Annotated in this window: 14 protein-coding genes; 10 read left to right on the plus strand and 4 right to left on the minus strand. The window is 68.8% G+C overall.

Going from position 1 to position 15689, the window contains the following annotated elements; all coding sequences use genetic code 11:
• Positions 1–16: 16 nt before the first annotated feature.
• A complete protein-coding gene (locus TSO5_RS07790) occupies positions 17–1012 on the minus strand; it encodes a BMP family ABC transporter substrate-binding protein (protein ID WP_109151067.1) in 996 nt (331 codons plus the stop codon).
• 339 nt (positions 1013–1351) lie between these two features.
• On the opposite strand from TSO5_RS07790, the gene TSO5_RS07795 reads away from it, so the two are divergent.
• The 3 genes from TSO5_RS07795 (at position 1352) to TSO5_RS07805 (ending at position 4071) form a co-directional block, all read left to right on the plus strand.
• Positions 1352–2584, plus strand: a complete 1233-nt coding sequence (locus TSO5_RS07795; RefSeq protein ID WP_109151068.1) for a Bcr/CflA family multidrug efflux MFS transporter — start codon at positions 1352–1354, stop codon at positions 2582–2584.
• Between the two features lie 105 nt (positions 2585–2689).
• Positions 2690–3763: an ABC transporter substrate-binding protein gene (locus TSO5_RS07800; protein ID WP_109151069.1), complete on the plus strand. Its 1074-nt coding sequence runs from the start codon at positions 2690–2692 to the stop codon at positions 3761–3763.
• A gap of 5 nt (positions 3764–3768) precedes the next feature.
• Positions 3769–4071 (plus strand): hypothetical protein, encoded by a 303-nt coding sequence (locus TSO5_RS07805; RefSeq protein ID WP_247870635.1) that lies wholly within the window; start codon positions 3769–3771, stop codon positions 4069–4071.
• A 27-nt stretch (positions 4072–4098) separates the two neighbouring features.
• Here TSO5_RS07805 and TSO5_RS07810 read toward each other — a convergent pair whose 3' ends face one another.
• Entirely contained in the window at positions 4099–5151 is a 1053-nt protein-coding gene (locus tag TSO5_RS07810; protein WP_109151071.1) for a 4-(cytidine 5'-diphospho)-2-C-methyl-D-erythritol kinase, read from the minus strand.
• Positions 5152–5241: 90 nt separating this feature from the next.
• Positions 5242–5790 carry an alpha/beta hydrolase gene (locus tag TSO5_RS07815; RefSeq protein WP_109151072.1) on the minus strand — a complete coding sequence of 183 codons (549 nt, stop codon included), beginning with the start codon at positions 5788–5790 and terminating at the stop codon, positions 5242–5244.
• Between the two features lie 199 nt (positions 5791–5989).
• Here TSO5_RS07815 and TSO5_RS07820 point away from each other — a divergent pair, with 199 nt between their 5' ends.
• On the plus strand, positions 5990–7216 hold the full coding sequence (locus TSO5_RS07820; RefSeq protein WP_109151073.1) for a methyl-accepting chemotaxis protein: 1227 nt from the start codon (positions 5990–5992) through the stop codon (positions 7214–7216).
• Here TSO5_RS07820 and TSO5_RS07825 read toward each other — a convergent pair.
• Positions 7201–8025: a methyltransferase domain-containing protein gene (locus tag TSO5_RS07825; RefSeq protein ID WP_109075041.1), complete on the minus strand. Its 825-nt coding sequence runs from the start codon at positions 8023–8025 to the stop codon at positions 7201–7203. The two genes, TSO5_RS07820 and TSO5_RS07825, sit on opposite strands and share 16 nt — an antisense overlap.
• A gap of 54 nt (positions 8026–8079) precedes the next feature.
• On the opposite strand from TSO5_RS07825, the gene gloB reads away from it, so the two are divergent.
• From gloB to pstA, 6 genes are all read left to right on the plus strand, one after another.
• Complete coding sequence (gene gloB, locus TSO5_RS07830) at positions 8080–8847, plus strand: hydroxyacylglutathione hydrolase (protein ID WP_109151074.1); 768 nt, start codon at positions 8080–8082, stop codon at positions 8845–8847.
• Between the two features lie 109 nt (positions 8848–8956).
• Positions 8957–9562 (plus strand): glutathione S-transferase N-terminal domain-containing protein, encoded by a 606-nt coding sequence (locus tag TSO5_RS07835; protein WP_199230832.1) that lies wholly within the window; start codon positions 8957–8959, stop codon positions 9560–9562.
• Positions 9563–9844: 282 nt separating this feature from the next.
• On the plus strand, positions 9845–12454 hold the full coding sequence (locus TSO5_RS07840) for a methyl-accepting chemotaxis protein (RefSeq protein WP_247870636.1): 2610 nt from the start codon (positions 9845–9847) through the stop codon (positions 12452–12454).
• A gap of 186 nt (positions 12455–12640) precedes the next feature.
• Complete coding sequence (gene pstS / locus TSO5_RS07845; RefSeq protein WP_109151075.1) at positions 12641–13708, plus strand: phosphate ABC transporter substrate-binding protein PstS; 1068 nt, start codon at positions 12641–12643, stop codon at positions 13706–13708.
• Between the two features lie 108 nt (positions 13709–13816).
• A complete protein-coding gene (pstC, locus tag TSO5_RS07850; RefSeq protein WP_109151076.1) occupies positions 13817–14800 on the plus strand; it encodes a phosphate ABC transporter permease subunit PstC in 984 nt (327 codons plus the stop codon).
• Between the two features lie 5 nt (positions 14801–14805).
• Entirely contained in the window at positions 14806–15687 is an 882-nt protein-coding gene (gene pstA, locus TSO5_RS07855) for a phosphate ABC transporter permease PstA (protein ID WP_109075036.1), read from the plus strand.
• The last annotated feature ends 2 nt before the right edge of the window (positions 15688–15689 follow it).

Raw genomic sequence — 15689 nt, forward strand, 5'->3', positions numbered from 1 at the left:
ACCGGCGTAAAGCGGCTCAGCTTCCGTCGGCGACGGGGATGCGCCCGGCGACGATGCCACGGCGGGCGGCTTCTACCGCATTGACCATCTCCGGGGTCACGAGGTCGCGGTTGTTTTCGTCCACCGCGTAATCGACCGCCCCCTCGGCAAGCCCCAGCGCCACCGTGCCGGCGCTCCAAGTACCCTGGCGTGCCGCTTCGAGGCTCGATGCCACCGCCAGATCGACCCGCTTCAGCATCGAGGTCAGGATGGTGCCGGGGTAGAGATAGTTCTGGTTGCTGTCGACGCCGATGGCCAGCCGCTTGGCTTCGTTCGCCGCGGCGAAGATGCCGAAGTTCGAAACCCCGGCCCCGGCGAACACCACGTCGGCCCCGCGCTGGAACTGGCTGCGCGCCACCTCCGCCCCGCTGGCGGGATCGTTGAAGGCGGCCGGCGTGGTGCCGACGAAATTCACCAGCACCCTGACGTCGCCGCGGGCATGGCGGGCGCCCTGTTCGAAGCCGGCGATGAATTTGCGGATCAGGGGGATGTCGAGCGCGCCAATGAAGCCGACGGTCCCGCTTTTCGACGCCAGCGCCGCCAGCACGCCGACCAGGAAGGATCCCTCCTGCTCCTTGAAGGTGACGCTGCGGATGTTCGGCCCCTCCGCCACCGCATCGATCAGCGTGAAGCGCACCTCCGGGTGTGCCGGAGCCAACCGGGCCAGCGGCGTCGCGTAATAGAAGCCGATGGCGATCAGATCGGTCACCCCGCGCCGCAGCAGCGATGCAGCGGCCTGGTCGAATTGGGCGGGAGTGGATGGCAGATATTCGAGGACGGGAATGCCGGTGGCCGATTTGAAGCGTTCCGCCCCGGCGAAGGCCCCCTCGTTGAAGCTCTTGTCGAACTTCTGCCCCGCCGCATAGACCAATCCGGGCTGGATCGCCGCCGCATGGACGCGTTGCGGAAGCAGCGCCAGAGCGGTTCCGGCGGCACCGAAGAACAGGATCGACCGGCGGGTCGGGTGCGGCATGGCGCGGCCTCTGGCTGGGTGGAAGCCCTACATCCGGATTCAATTTTAGGCATGAATTTGTGGTCGGAACCAGAATTTTGTTGCGCCGCGATCCATCCCGGCATGAAGGCGTGCAGCGAAGCGGGCGACAGCCGGTCGACGCTCGGCCAAGGGGCGGCCAAGGGGGGGCGGCCAAGGCTCGTCCAGGGCGCGGATTGTCGCAGCGGCATTCCATCGCAGGTTACTCAAGGCAGCCATGCCGAGACGGGACTTTGCGTCCGGCAAGGGACGGCGCAGCTTAAAAGCTGCGGACTCCGTCCGGTCGATTTCCCCTCCCCCTTTTCACATTTGGATTTGCTGATGTTCGCGCGCCTTGCCGCCGTTCGTTCCCGTTCGCCTGCCGAAAGCCCGTTCTTCATCGCGGCGCTGGGCGTGCTGATGTCGTTCGGACCGATGGGCACCGACATGTATCTGCCCGGCATGCCGGCGATCGGCCGCGAGCTGCATGCGGGGCAGGATCAGGTGCAATGGACCCTGTCGGCCTTCTTCCTGGGCTTCGGCGTCGGGCAGTTGCTGTGGGGCGCGCTGAGCGACCGGTTCGGCCGGCGGATCCCGGTGGCGACCGGCATCCTTCTCTATGCCGTCGGCTGCGTCGGCTGTTCGCTGACCATCGATGTCGGCCATCTGGCGGCTTGGCGCTTCGTGCAGGCGGTGGGGGCCTGTGCCGGGCCGGTGCTGGTCCGGGCCATGATTCGCGACGTGTTCGAGCGCGACCGCGCGGCCAGCGTCCTGTCGATGATGATGCTGGTGATGGGCGCCGCCCCGATCATCGCGCCGCTGATCGGCGGCCAGATCCTGGTGTGGGCCAACTGGCGCTGGATCTTCTGGGCGCAAGCGGCCTTCGGCGCCGTCGCGATGCTGGCCCTCGCCAGCCTGCCGGAAACCCATCCGGAGTCGCGGCGCACCAGCCTGCGCCCGATGGTGCTGGCCGAGTCCTACCGCAAGCTGCTGACCGACCGCCGGTATCTGGGCTATGCGATCGGCTCGTCCTTCATCTATGCGGGGATGTTCGCCTTCATCTCCGGCTCGCCCTTCGTCTATATCGAGCTATTCGGCGTCCGGCCGGAGAATTACGGCTTCCTGTTCGGGCTGAACATCGTCGGCATGATCATCGTCAACACGCTGAACAGCCGCGCGGTGATGCGCTTCGGCTCGGACATGATGCTGCGGATCGGCGTCTGGTTGTCGGCCGCCAGCGGCATTTTGCTGGTCGCCTGCGTGATGGGCGGCTGGGGCGGGTTGTGGGGGCTGGTCGGCTGCCTGTTCCTGTTCATGTCGTTGACCGGATTCTGCTTCGCCAATTCCATGGCGGGCGCGCTGCAATCCTTCCCGCAGATGGCGGGCACGGCGTCGGCGCTCGCCGGCATGCTGCAATTCAGCAGTGGCGCGGTTTCGGGCTGGGCGGTCGGGCTGATGGCCGACGGCACGGCCATGCCGATGGCGGCGGTGATCGGCGGGGGGGCACTGGTCGGTCTGGCGCTGAACCTGTGGCTGATCCGTCCATTCCGCCGCCGGTTGCCTGCCGCCACCTAAAAACAGAAGAAATTTGTGGATTATTGAGTGTGCCCGGCCGGACCTGACGTGAATTGAAATTCACGGCCGGGCGCACTAGGCTTGCGCGGCAAAAGGAGACCCGACATGCCGCAGACCCCGCCGCCGAAGCCGCTTTTCAACGCCGCCCACCCCATCGCCCGCCGCGATCTGCTGGTTGGAGCCGCAGCGCTGGGCATTGCCGCCGCCACCGCGTCGCTGCCGTTGCCGGCCTTTGCGGCGACGACCCTGCGCGTCGGCTACATCCCGATCATCCCGATGACCCAGCTTTACGTGATCACGGGCGAGGGATGGACCAAGGATGCCGGGGTGACCCTGCAGACCACCAGCTTCCAGTCGGGGCCGGCGATGATCCAGGCGCTCGCCTCCGGCACGCTGGACGTCGCCTATGTCGGCATCGGTCCGGCGCTGATCGCCCGGTCGAAGGGGGTGAAGCTGAAGGTCGTCGCCGCCAACGTCATCGATCAGGTGGCGCTGATCGGCCGCGGTCCGCTGGCCAAGGCAATGGCCGGCGCCGCCAACCCGGCCGAGGGGGTCAAGGCCTTCCGTGCCGCCAATGGCCGGCGGCCGAAGATCGGCTCGCTGCCAGCCGGATCGGTGCCGGACACCGTCCTGCGCTATTGGATGGCGGAGGTCGCCCACATCGCCCCCGACGATGTCGAGATCGTCGGCATGGGCGAGCAGCCCTTGCAGCAGGCGCTGCTGACCGGGGCCATCGACGGCGCGTCGATCCTGGAACCGATCCTGACGCTGGTGAAGTCGCGCCTGCAGGATGCCGCCATCATCGCCAAGGCCGGCACCATGTTCCCCAAGCAGCCGGGCGCCGTGCTGGCGGTGACCGAAGACGCCATCGCCAAGAACCGCGACGCCGTGGCCGAACTGGTCAAGCTGCACATCCGCGCGACCGCCTTCGCCAAGTCCAACCCGGACCGCACGGCGGAGCTGGTGACCGACATCATCGGCAAGGGGCTGGTCGAGCGCGACGTGATGCGGGCGGCGCTGACTTCAGACGCGACGACCTTCGTCGACGACCCGCGGGTGATCCTGGACTCCACCAAGAAGATGCAGGCTTTCCAGCAGTCGCTGAACCAGATCACCGAGCCGGTCGATGTCGACACGCTGTTCGACTTCTCCTTCCATGACGCGGCGAAAGGAAAATGATCGCCATGACCTCTAACCTGCGGCTGGTCATCCATGCCCCGACGCCGGCCGCCTTGGAGCGGGCGCGGAACAATGCCCGCAACCTGCTGAAGGCGCGGCCCGACGCGGAGGTGCGCATCGTCGTCAATGCGGGCGCCGTCGCCGCGGCGCTCGACAGCCCGGATGCGGAGACCGACCGGCACCTGCGCGTTTGCGGCAACACGCTGGCGAAGACCGGCCGGACCGCCGAGGGGCTGACGGTGGTTGCCGCCGGCGTCCTCGACATCGCCGAGGCGCAGGCGGACGGCTGGAGCTACATGCGGGCCTAGATCGGATCGCCAAACATCAGGCCTGTTTCAGCCGACGCCCCAGCCGCCGGTGTCGGGGAACGGCGCGGACGATGGCGGGACGCTGGCGGATTGGGCGGCAACGGGATCGGCGACGATGCCGCGCGGCAGGGCGGGGGCGCCGGGCGGGGTGGGGAGCAGGCGGGTCGGCTTCACCCACCAGCCGGGCGCAGCCGCCGCGATGGTTTTCGCCGCAGATTCCGCCGCCGCCGCCGTGGCGTAGAGACCGAAGCAGGTGGCGCCGCTGCCGGACAGGCGGGGGAGCAGGCAGCCCGCGCTGCGCTCCAGCGCCGCCAAAACGTCGGCGATCACCGGCGCCACCGTCAGGGCCGGGGCCGTCAGGTCGTTGGTGCGCTCCAGCAGCAGCGTGGCGAGGTCGGCCGCGTCGGCCGGCTTGCGGGTGAAGCGGGCGGGGGCGGAGAAGGCGGCGCCGCTCTTGGCGCGGGCGGCGGCCATCGCCTTGAACACCGCCGGGGTCGGCACCGGCACGTTCGGATTGACCAGCACCGCATGGGTTTCCGGCAGCTCCGGCGCCTCGTCCAGAACGTCGCCGATGCCGCCGAAATAGCAGCTGCGCCCGGCGACGCAGACCGGCACGTCGGCACCCAGCCCGGCGGCGACCGCGAACAGCGCCGGGTCGTCGGGCGGCACTCCCCACAGCCGGGCGAGCGCCCGCAGGCAGGCGGCGGCGTCGGCCGATCCGCCACCGATCCCCGAGGCGACCGGCAGCGCCTTGGTCAGCGCGATCATCACGTCGGCCTCGTGGCCCAACCGGGCGGCCAGCGCGTGGGCGGCGCGAATCACCAGATTGTTGGCCGGGTTCTCGCCCATCAGGGCCGGGCCGAAGGGACCGGCGATGGCCAGACGCGGGCCGGCCGGCGGCAGGTCGGCTCCGCGCAACGCCACGCGCGTGGCGGCCGGCGTCAGGGCGATGCTGTCGCCGAACTCGGCGAAGGCGACGAGGCTGTCCAGCTCGTGATAGCCGTCGGCGCGCCGGCCGGTGACATGCAGGTAGAGGTTCAGCTTGGCCGGGGCGGCCTCGACGATGGAAGTGCCGGTCATAAGCTCCGAATCCGCTGGCAGGCGCGCGACGACGCCCCCTGTGTCGCACCCTTTCGCCCGCAGCGGCAAGGGTGCGTTCAGAGGCCTTATTCAGATCTGGGCGAGCAGGTCCTTCAGCAGCGTCTCGCCCATCGGCCAGGGGCCGTGGCCGCTTGCGCTGTTGATATGGCCGGCCTCGCCGGCATCGATGAAGTCGGCGCCCCACAGTGCGGCGAAGCCGCAGGCGCGGGCCGTGCTGCAATAGGGATCGCTGCGGCTGCCGACGACCACCGCCGGGAAGGGCAGGGGATCGGCCGGTACCGGGGCGAAGCGGCAGGCCTCGGCCGGCACCGTTCCGGGCGACTCGACGTCGGGCGGGGCGACCAGCAGGGCGGCGGCGACCTTGTCCGCGGCATCGCCGTCCGTCGCCCAGCGCGCCACCAGGATGCAGGACAGGCTGTGCGCCACCAGCACCACCGGGCCGGGGGCCGAGCGGACCGCGTGGTCGAGCCGTTCCACCCACCGGTCGGGCTCCGGAGCGTCCCAATCGCCGAGATCGACGCGGGTCAGGGCCGGCAGCCGGCCTTCCAGCCATGTCTGCCAGTGATCGGGACCGGAATTGCCGAGGCCGGGGAGCACCAGAATGGTCGACTGCGTCATTCTTTCAACTCTTCGTTCGTAAATGTTGCGTGTAGTGTCGGAAGGTTACCTGCAAAGCGGAAAATTCTCTCCACGAGGTGGATCGGCATTCCAGGGCAGCGTGAGCGGGGACGCCATGAGCGGGGCCGTGGGGAGAGCATCGGGCGTCGTCATGGAATGATGACGGAAAACCATAAACGGGAAGAAGGGGAGAAACGTCTTGGACATCAGCGCCACCATCGCACAGGAACTCTGCGAGTCCATCGGGCGGGAACTGGATTCCGTCGTGTCCTTCGTCGGTCAGGGCGGCAGCGTCGTCGCCTCCACCGCGCGGGAGCGGATCGGCACCACCCATCCGGCTGGCGCCGACATCATGGCCCGCCGCCTGGACGAGCGCGCCGTCAGCCGGGACGAGGCGGCCAAGTCCGGCGGCGCCATGCGGGAAGGCTATGCCATCGCCATCGATCTGGACGGCGACCGGGTCGGTGCGCTCGCCGTCGCCGGCCCGACGGACCAGGCGCGCCGCTTCGCCCGCCTCGCCCGTCATTGGGTGGTGGCGACCTTGCGGGCCGAAACGGCGGAGACGCGCCGCCTCGCCCTGACGCGCGACCTGTCCGAACGGGTGGAGCGTGAGGTCGGCGGGTTCGCCGCCGAACTGGCCGAGGCCGGCCGCAAGCTGGAATCGGCGGTCGCCGCCGTCCGTTCGGCCGGGACGGAGGGGCTGCGGCAGGCCGCCGATGCCGCCGGTGCGGCCCGCGCCGTCGACGGATCGGTCAGTGCAATCGCCGGCATGCTGGACCGGCTGGCCTCCACCTCCGACCAGATCTCCGGCGACACCAGCAAGGCGCGGGAGATCAGCCTTGCCGCGGCGTCCGACAGCGACCGCGCCACCACGGTGATGAACTCGCTGCGCTCCGCCGCCGAGCAGATCGCCAGCGTGGTGAAGCTGATCAACGCCATCGCCAGCCAGACCAACCTGCTGGCGCTGAACGCGACCATCGAGGCGGCGCGGGCGGGGGAGGCCGGGCGTGGATTCGCCGTCGTCGCCAACGAGGTGAAGGCACTGTCGCGCCAGACCGCCGACGCCACCAAGCAGATCGCCGATCAGGTCGCCAACCTGCAGAAGGAGACCGCCGCAGTGGACGAGGCGCTGGGCCGCATCCACTCCACCATCGGCTCGATCCAGACGATCAACGGCACCGTCGCCGCGGCCATCGACGAGCAGGCGGCTCTGACCTCGGATGTCGCACGCTCGCTCGACCAGTCGCGCCAGGACGCCATGGCGGCGGAGCAGCGGATCGGCGATGCCGAACAGACGCTGGGCGGAGTGACGCGCACGCTGGAGGAATTGACGACGCTGAGCCGCACCATCGCGGAGCGGGCCGGCGGCCTGGGCAGCGGCATCAGCGGCCGGATCACCGATATGCTGCGTCAGGTGCGGGGATAAGGCTGCTGACAGTCGACGGAGTCGCCGCCGGGTATGGTGGCTCCGGCGATGGTGGTGCGGGCGCTGCCGCTGCGGGCGGCGGGGGCCGCACCGCCGGGCAGCGGCACGATCAGCCGGCGCTTCACCGGTTGTTGCGCCGCGCGGCGCGACACGCCGGCGAAGATCTGCTTCGACGCCTCGATCATCGTCACCCCGGCGAAGGCCTTGAACCAGCGCCCGCCGACCTCTTCCCAGGCCGGCGCGGTCTTCTGCAGGAAATGCGAGCGCAGCGGCGGCATGAACAGGGCGTGGCGGGTGCGTTCCGGCACGAACATGGTGTCGCGCAGCACCTGCTTCAGCTGCGAGGCGGAATAGGGGAAGCCGTGGCCGAATGGCGTCCAGTCGGCGCGCGCCCACAGGCCGCGGCGGTTCGGCACCACGGCCAGCACCCGGCCACCGCCGGCCAGCACCCGCCAAATCTCGCGCATCATCGGCCGCAGCTGTTCGGTGCCCTCCAGCCCATGGACCAACAGCACGCGGTCGATGGTGTTGTCGCCGAAGGGCAGGTCGGCCTCGTCGCCCAGCGCCACCATGCCCGGCCCTTCCGCCGGCCAGAAGCTGACGCCCTGGCTGGCCGGCATCACCGCCACCACCCGGTCGGCCTCGCCCATGAAGGGACGCAGGTAGGGCGTGGTGTAGCCGACGCCGAGCACGATCTGGTTGCGGACATCCGGCCAGATGGTGCGGATGCGTCGCCGGATCATCCGCTGGGCGGTGCGCCCCAATCCGGACTCGTAGAACTCCCTCAGATCGACGATATCTGTGTACATGGTATCCCAAGCGTAACACGGGTTTCGTATCGCAACAGCAGGGAGTCCGCTGCCGTGGAGGTCATTCTCGTTCCGGCTTTCGCCGAAAACTATATCTATGTGCTGCGCGACGCGGCATCCGGCAAGGTCGGCGTAGTCGATCCCGGCGACGCCGCCCCGGTGCAGGCCGAATTGGAGCGGCGCGGCTGGTCCCTCACCCACATTTTCCTGACCCATCACCATGACGACCATATCGGCGGCGCTGAGGCGCTGAAGGCCCGCTATCGCGCCAGCGTGGTTGGCGCCCGCGCCGACGCCCACCGCATTCCCGGCCTGGACGTGATGCTGAGCGACGGCGACCGCACGGTATTCGGCGAACAGACCTCCCGCGTCTTCACGGTGCCCGGCCACACCAGTGGCCATATCGCCTTCTGGTTCGAGGCGGCGGAGACCCTGTTCAGCGGCGACACGCTGTTCTCGCTCGGCTGCGGCCGGCTGTTCGAAGGCACGCCGGCCCAGATGTGGGACTCGCTGCAGAGCCTGCGGGCGCTGACCGATTCGACCCGCGTCTATTGCGGCCACGAATACACCCAGTCGAACGGCCGCTTCGCCCTGACGGTCGATCCGGAGAACGCCGCCCTGCACCAGCGGATGGAGGAGGTCGCGGCCCTGCGCGAGCGGAACCAGCCGACGATTCCCACCACCATCGGGATGGAACGCCGCACCAACCCCTTCCTGCGCGCCGACGATCCCGGCGTCCAGTCCGCCATCGGCATGTCCGGCGCCCCGTCGGTGGAGGTGTTCGCCGAATTGCGCCGGCGCAAGGACCATTTCCGGGGATGAGGGTTGCCGGCCCGGCGGTGGACCGGCGATCCGGCCTGCCGCTAGCCTGTCGTCAGCCAAACCGAAGTGGCCACTCAGAAGCGGCCAAACCGAAGCGTAAGGAGCGTCCATGTTGAAGCTGCGCTGGAGCGCCACCTCGCCTTATGTGCGCAAGGTGATGATGGTGCTGATCGAACGCGGGCTGGAGGACCGGGTGGAGCGGGTGACGACCGATCCCTGGTCGGCCGACACCGACCTGCCCAAGGACAATCCGCTGGGCAAGGTGCCAGCATTGACGCTGGAAGACGGCACCACGCTGTTCGACAGCCCGGTGATCGTCGAGTATCTCGATTCGCTGGGCGACCGGGCGCCGCTGCTTCCCAACGCCGGCCCGGCCCGCTGGACTGCGCTGCGGCTGCAGGCCATCGCCGACGGCATCTGCGACGCCGCCATCCTGCGCCGGCTGGAATCCATGCGTCCGGATGGCGAGAAATCCGCCAACTGGATGGAACGCCAGCGCAAGGCGGTCGCGCGCTCGCTCGATCTCCTGGAGGCCGAGGCCGCGTCGCTGGACGGCGAGGCCACCATCGGCAGCTTGGCGGTGCTGGTGGCGCTCGGCTACCTCGATTTCCGCTTCGGGCATGAGGATTGGCGCGAGGGTCGGCCGGCGCTGACCGCGTGGTATGCCAATGCCTCCGACCGTGAGAGCTTGCGGCGGACGGCGCCGCCGGTGTAACGCCGGCCGCAGGCCTAAGCTCTTACGCGGGATACGTGCAGTAGAGCGGCGTCCGGCAGGGTCGGGCGCCGCTTTTCTATTCGCCGCCGTTTACGTTCGATTCACCATGACCGTCTGGACGACGGAAGATTTCACCCGTCCGGCACTCTTTCGATTGTGCGTCGCGAAAACTTCATCCAACCGTCACCGATTCATCCAACCAGAAGGGCTACCCATGGCGCCGCCGGTCCGCGGAGAACCGCGGGCGCGGCACGGACAACCTCCAAGCCACGGGTGGCCCATATGGCAAAGCCAGTCGACCAGCGCCGGCGGTCCGGCATCAAGTCGAAGATGCTGATCGCCTTCGGCACCGTGGCGGCACTTCCCTGCATCGCGGCGGTGGTGGGCTGGATGTCGTACGGCGCCGTCCGCGGCCATGTCGCCGACATCACCGGCACGCAGGTGCCGGTGCTCAGTGCCGCCCATGGCCTCGCCACCACGACGGCGCGGGTGCTGGCGCTGGGGCCGCTGATCGACGCCGCGACCTCCGAGGAGGATCTGGCCCGGCTGCGCGCCGCCGCGGCGGAGCAGCGCGGGGCGTTGGACGGGCAGCTCGTCCGGCTGGCGGACGGGTATAGTCATACGGGGGGCGATGCGGATCGCGTTGCGGAACTGACCGGCACCGCCCGCTCGCTGCTCGGCACCATCGACGCGCTGGGGACGGCCACCGGCCGGCGGCTCACCCTGCAGGAACAGCGCAGCGGCCGGCTGGCGGAGCTGAGCGACATTCATGCCAAGCTGCTCGCCGCGCTGAAGCCGGACATGCAGGCCTCGCGCGAACAGCTGGCCCAGGCGATCGCCGCAATGGTGGAGGCGACCTCGCAATCCTCCGCGGTGATCGGCGCCGAGTTGGGGCAGACGGTGATCCCACTGTTCCAACTGCGCGGGGCGGAAGCCGCCCTGGCGAAATCGCTGCTGATCGGTGCCTTCGAGACCGACCGGTCGAAGGTGATGTCGCTGTCCACCGACTTCGACTCCGCGCTGTCCGACCTGCAGGGCGCGCTGCGTCCGCTGGCGAAGAGCGAGGCGGCGGCTCCGGTGGTCGCAGCGATCAACGAGCTGGCGGCGTACGGTGACGGCGACAAGAGCGTCTACACCCGCCGCGTCCGCCAACTCACCCCCGGCATTCCGGAGGCGGAGGCGCACAAGCTGGCCGAATCGCTGGCGGCCGGCGTCGACGACATCGTCCGGCTGGACCGCGACGCCAACGCCCGCATGCTGCCGCTGATGCTGAATTCGCGCGGCCGCATCGCCGAGGCCGGCAACGCCATTGCCGACCGGATGCAGGACCTGTCGACCAACGTCGTGCCGGCGGCCCAGCACCGTTACACCGTGCTGAGCGGCCTGATGGCCGATGCCAATCTGCTGGCCGGCAAACTCGCCGAGGCCGGCAATGCGGAAACGCCGGCCCGCCTGACCACCGCACGCCGCACGCTCGATCCGCTGGCGGCGACGATCCGCGCCACCTTGAAGGACTCGAACGACGATCTGGGCGCGGAGGTCCGCCGGCTGGCGGAGCGGCTGCTGGCGCTTGGCTTCGGCGATGACGGCATCCTGGCTCTGCGCAGCGGCGAACTGGCGGCTTATGCCGAGAACGCCACGCTGATCGACAGCAACCGCAGCACCGGCGCCACCCTGACCGCCATGGTCGATGGGCTGGTCCAATCGGCCGAGCGGGCGACCGCCGCCGGTGCCGCCGCCGCCCATGACGCGCTGGAACGCACCAACGAAATCCAGATCCTGCTGGCAACGGCCGGTGTGCTGCTGGCCGGGCTGATCGTCTCGCTCTATGTCGGGCGCCGGGTCGTCGGCCGGATGGAGGCGCTCGCCGACGCCATGCGCCGGGTCGCCGACGGCGATCTGACGGTGGAGCAGAAGGCCGACGGCAACGACGAGATCACCGACATGGCCCGCGCCCTGTTCGTCTTCATCGCCAATGCCCGCGCCATGGAAGAGGCGCATGAGAAGGTGGAGGTCGAGCGCCGCAACGCCGCGTCGGCCCGCCGCACGAGCATGCTGGAGATCGCCGACCAGTTCGAACGCAACGTGCTGAGCAGCGTCGAGACCCTGGCCGAGGCCGCGAGCGTCATGGCCGCCCGCGCCCGCTCGCTGACCGACATCGCCGCCAATGCCAACGACCGCGCCGAGGCCGCCATGCAGCTGTCCGGCGAGATGGCGGCGGGGATCCAGCAGGTGGCGACCGCCGCGTCGGAAATCTCGCAGTCGATCGCCGAGATCAGCAAGCGCACCGGGGAATCGGCCCGGATCATCGGCGACACCGCCGCCGGGGCGGAGCAGGTGAAGGCCACCGTCGCCGACCTGTCGAGCACAGCGGGTGAGATCGGCACCGTCGTCGGGCTGATCGACGAGATCGCCGGCCAGACCAACCTGCTGGCGCTGAACGCCACCATCGAGGCGGCGAGGGCAGGGGAGATGGGCCGCGGCTTCGCGGTGGTCGCGGGGGAGGTGAAGGCCCTTGCCGGCCAGACCGCCCAGGCCACGGCCGAGATCGCCCGCCAGATCGCCGCGACCCAGGCGGCCAGCCGCGAAACGGCGGAGGTGGTGGCGACCATGACCGGCAGCGTCCAGCGCATCGAATCCAACGCCTCGGCCATCGCCGCGGCGGTGGAGGAACAGGCGACCATCACGTCGAGCATCGTCGACAGCTCCCACCGCGTCGCGGTCGGCACGCAGGCGGCGTCGGACCATGTCGCCGGCCTGTCGGAGGCCGCGGCCAAGGTGCGCGCCCAGGCCGGCGACGTGCTGCAGGTGGCGGAAAGCCTGTCGCACGAGGCGACCAGCCTCGGCTCCGCCGTGCATCTGTTCCTTCAGGAAATCCGGGCCGCGCGATGAGCGTGCGGCTTCGGTCAAGAACGGGTCGGTTTCATAAAACTGACACGTAAACAAAACAAACCCGTCACTGGCGGCGGCTATGGTCACCGCGACGAAGAAGGCGGGTTACGACGTCCGGCCGAGGCCGGGCATTTCTCCAACCCAACGACACCGTCCAAACCTATCGGGAGTTTTGCCGTGAAAACCATGACTTCGGCGTTCGTTCGTTGCGCCGCCTTCGGTGCCCTGGCCGCTCTGTCCGTGTCGGTCGCCCCGCTGTCGGTCGCCTCGGCCGCCGACATCTCCGGCGCCGGTGCCACCTTCCCGTACCCGATCTATGCCAAGTGGGCCGACGCCTACAAGAAGGAGACGGGCACGGGCCTGAACTACCAGTCGATCGGTTCGGGCGGCGGCATCAAGCAGATCAAGGCCAAGACGGTCACCTTCGGCGCCTCCGACATGCCGCTGAAGCCGGAAGAGCTGGAGCAGGCCGGCCTGATCCAGTTCCCGATGATCATGGGCGGTGTCGTTCCGGTCGTGAACCTGAAGGGCATCAAGTCCGGCGAAGTGAAGCTGTCGGGCACCGTTCTCGCCAACATCTACATGGGCGAGATCACCAAGTGGAACGACGCGCAGATCAAGGCGCTGAACCCCAACGTCAACCTGCCGAACACCGCCATCGCCCCGGTCTACCGCTCTGACGGGTCGGGCACCAACTTCCTGTTCACCGACTACCTGTCGAAGACCAGCCCGAAGTTCAAGACCCAGATCGGCGCCAACACCTCCGTCCAGTGGCCGGCCGGCATCGGCGCCAAGGGCAACGAAGGCGTGGCCAACATGGTCAAGCAGACGGACGGCTCGATCGGCTACGTCGAATACGCCTACGCCAAGCAGAACAACATCACGCACCTCGACCTGCAGAACAAGGACGGCAAGACCGTCGCTCCGAAGATCGAGGCCTTCCAGGCTGCCGCCGCCAACGCCGACTGGGCCAATGCCAAGGGCTACTACGTCCTGCTGACGGACGAGCCGGGTGCGGAGAGCTGGCCGATCACCGGCGCCAGCTTCATCCTGATGTACAAGAACCCGCAGGACGCCTCGGCTTCCGGCGAAGCGCTGAAGTTCTTCGACTGGGCCTATAAGAACGGCGGCAAGATGGCTGCCGAGCTGGACTATGTCCCGATGCCGGACTCGGTGGTGTCGCTGGTCCAGAAGACCTGGTCGCAGACCATCCAGGCCGACGGCAAGCCGGTCTGGACCGCGTCGGCCAAGTAACCACGGCCAACCGACCTCGGGTGGGCCGCCGGCCGGCTCGCCCGAGGGCATGATCGCCGGTGGGAACGGAAATTGCGCCGTTCCCACCGCACGCCTCACGGAGCGGCCATGACCGAGATCGCGCTGACCTTGACCGACGCACACGCCTCCACTGCCCGACGGGCCCGCCGCCAGCGCCTGCAGGATGCGGCCTTCCGCAACGCCACCCTCGCATTCGCGCTGCTCGTCCTGCTGATCCTGGGCGGCGTCACGGTTTCCCTGATCGACGGCGCGCTTCCGGCACTGCGCACGTTCGGCTTCGGTTTCGTCGCAACCGAAGTCTGGAACCCGGTGTCAGAGCAATTCGGCGCGCTCGCCCCGATTTACGGCACGCTGGTCACCTCCATCATCGCCATGGCCGTGGGCATTCCCGTCAGCTTCGGCATCGCGCTGTTCATCACCGAGATGTGCCCGGCCTGGCTGAAGCGCCCGCTCGGCGTCGCCATCGAGCTGCTCGCCGGCATTCCCAGCATCATCTACGGCATCTGGGGCCTGTTCGTCTTCGCCCCCTTCATGCAGTCGACCATCCAGCCCTTCCTGATCAACACGCTGGGCCAGATCCCCGGCATCGGCAACCTGTTCATGGGCCCGCCCTACGGCATCGGCATCCTGACCGCCGGCCTGATCCTGGGCATCATGGTGCTGCCCTTCATCACCTCCATCACCCGCGACGTCTTCGAGACGGTGCCGCCGATGGTGCGCGAGTCCGCCTACGGGCTGGGCGCCACCACCTGGGAAGTGGTGTGGAACGTGGTGCTGCCCTACACCCGCACCGGCGTGGTCGGCGGCGTCATGCTGGGCCTCGGCCGTGCGCTGGGCGAGACGATGGCGGTCACCTTCGTCATCGGCAACGCGCACCGCATCAGCTCCTCGATCATGGCGCCGGGCACGACAATCTCGGCCTCCATCGCCAACGAATTCACCGAGGCGGTGGGCGACGTCTACACCTCCTCGCTGGTGGCGCTGGGCCTGATCCTGTTCCTGATCACCTTTGCCGTGCTGTCGATCGCCAAGCTGATGCTGCTGCGCCTGCAGCGCAAGGCCGGAGTCTGAGGCCCATGACGATGTCCAATTCCGCGACGCTGGCGACCCCCATCGGGGGGCTGTATCACCGCCGGCGCATTGCCAACAAGCTGGCGCTGACCCTGGCGCTGGGCGCCGCCGGCTTCGGCCTGTTCTGGCTGGTCGCCATCCTGTGGACGCTGCTCTACAACGGGCTGTCGGCGATCAATCTCAGCCTGTTCACCGAGAACACGCCGCCGCCGGGCGGGGAGGGCGGTCTGCTGAACGCCATCTTCGGCAGCGTCATCATGACCACGGTCGCGACGCTGGTCGGCACGCCAGTCGGCGTCATGGCCGGCACCTATCTGGCGGAGTTCGGCCGTGGCACCAAGCTGGCCGAAGTGGTGCGCTTCATCAACGACGTGCTGCTGAGCGCGCCGTCGATCATGGTCGGCCTGTTCGTCTACGAGGTTCTGGTCGTCCGCATGGGCCATTTCTCGGCCTGGGCCGGCGCGATGGCGCTGGCGGTGCTGGTCATCCCGGTCGTCGTCCGCACGACCGAGGACATGCTGAAGCTGGTGCCGAACAGCCTGCGCGAGGCCGCCGCCGCCCTGGGCGCGCCGCAGTGGAAGGTCATCACCATGGTGGCCTACCGTGCCGCCCGCAACGGCATGATCACCGGCGTGCTGCTGGCCGTCGCCCGCATCAGCGGCGAGACCGCGCCGCTGCTGTTCACCGCCCTGAACAACCAGTTCTGGAGCGCGGACATGAACGCGCCGATGGCCAACCTGCCGGTGGTCATCTTCCAGTACGCGATGTCGCCCTATGAGGACTGGCGCCAGCTGGCCTGGGGTGGCGCGCTGCTGATCACGGTCGCCATCCTGCTCCTCAACATCGGCGCCCGGCTGCTGGCCGGTCTCGGCACGACGAGAAAGTAACC

It is taken from the genome of Azospirillum sp. TSO5, from assembly GCF_003116065.1.
Classification (GTDB): domain Bacteria; phylum Pseudomonadota; class Alphaproteobacteria; order Azospirillales; family Azospirillaceae; genus Azospirillum.

Bases quoted from the DNA above. Each gene is read 5' to 3' on its own strand.
- TSO5_RS07790 (WP_109151067.1), bottom strand. From the start codon at position 1,012: ATGCCGCACCCGACCCGCCGGTCGATCCTGTTCTTCGGTGCCGCCGGA.
- TSO5_RS07795 (WP_109151068.1), top strand. From the start codon at position 1,352: ATGTTCGCGCGCCTTGCCGCCGTTCGTTCCCGTTCGCCTGCCGAAAGC.
- TSO5_RS07800 (WP_109151069.1), top strand. From the start codon at position 2,690: ATGCCGCAGACCCCGCCGCCGAAGCCGCTTTTCAACGCCGCCCACCCC.
- TSO5_RS07805 (WP_247870635.1), top strand. From the start codon at position 3,769: ATGACCTCTAACCTGCGGCTGGTCATCCATGCCCCGACGCCGGCCGCC.
- TSO5_RS07810 (WP_109151071.1), bottom strand. From the start codon at position 5,151: ATGACCGGCACTTCCATCGTCGAGGCCGCCCCGGCCAAGCTGAACCTC.
- TSO5_RS07815 (WP_109151072.1), bottom strand. From the start codon at position 5,790: ATGACGCAGTCGACCATTCTGGTGCTCCCCGGCCTCGGCAATTCCGGT.
- TSO5_RS07825 (WP_109075041.1), bottom strand. From the start codon at position 8,025: ATGTACACAGATATCGTCGATCTGAGGGAGTTCTACGAGTCCGGATTG.
- TSO5_RS07835 (WP_199230832.1), top strand. From the start codon at position 8,957: ATGTTGAAGCTGCGCTGGAGCGCCACCTCGCCTTATGTGCGCAAGGTG.
- TSO5_RS07840 (WP_247870636.1), top strand. From the start codon at position 9,845: ATGGCAAAGCCAGTCGACCAGCGCCGGCGGTCCGGCATCAAGTCGAAG.
- pstS (WP_109151075.1), top strand. From the start codon at position 12,641: ATGACTTCGGCGTTCGTTCGTTGCGCCGCCTTCGGTGCCCTGGCCGCT.
- pstC (WP_109151076.1), top strand. From the start codon at position 13,817: ATGACCGAGATCGCGCTGACCTTGACCGACGCACACGCCTCCACTGCC.
- pstA (WP_109075036.1), top strand. From the start codon at position 14,806: ATGACGATGTCCAATTCCGCGACGCTGGCGACCCCCATCGGGGGGCTG.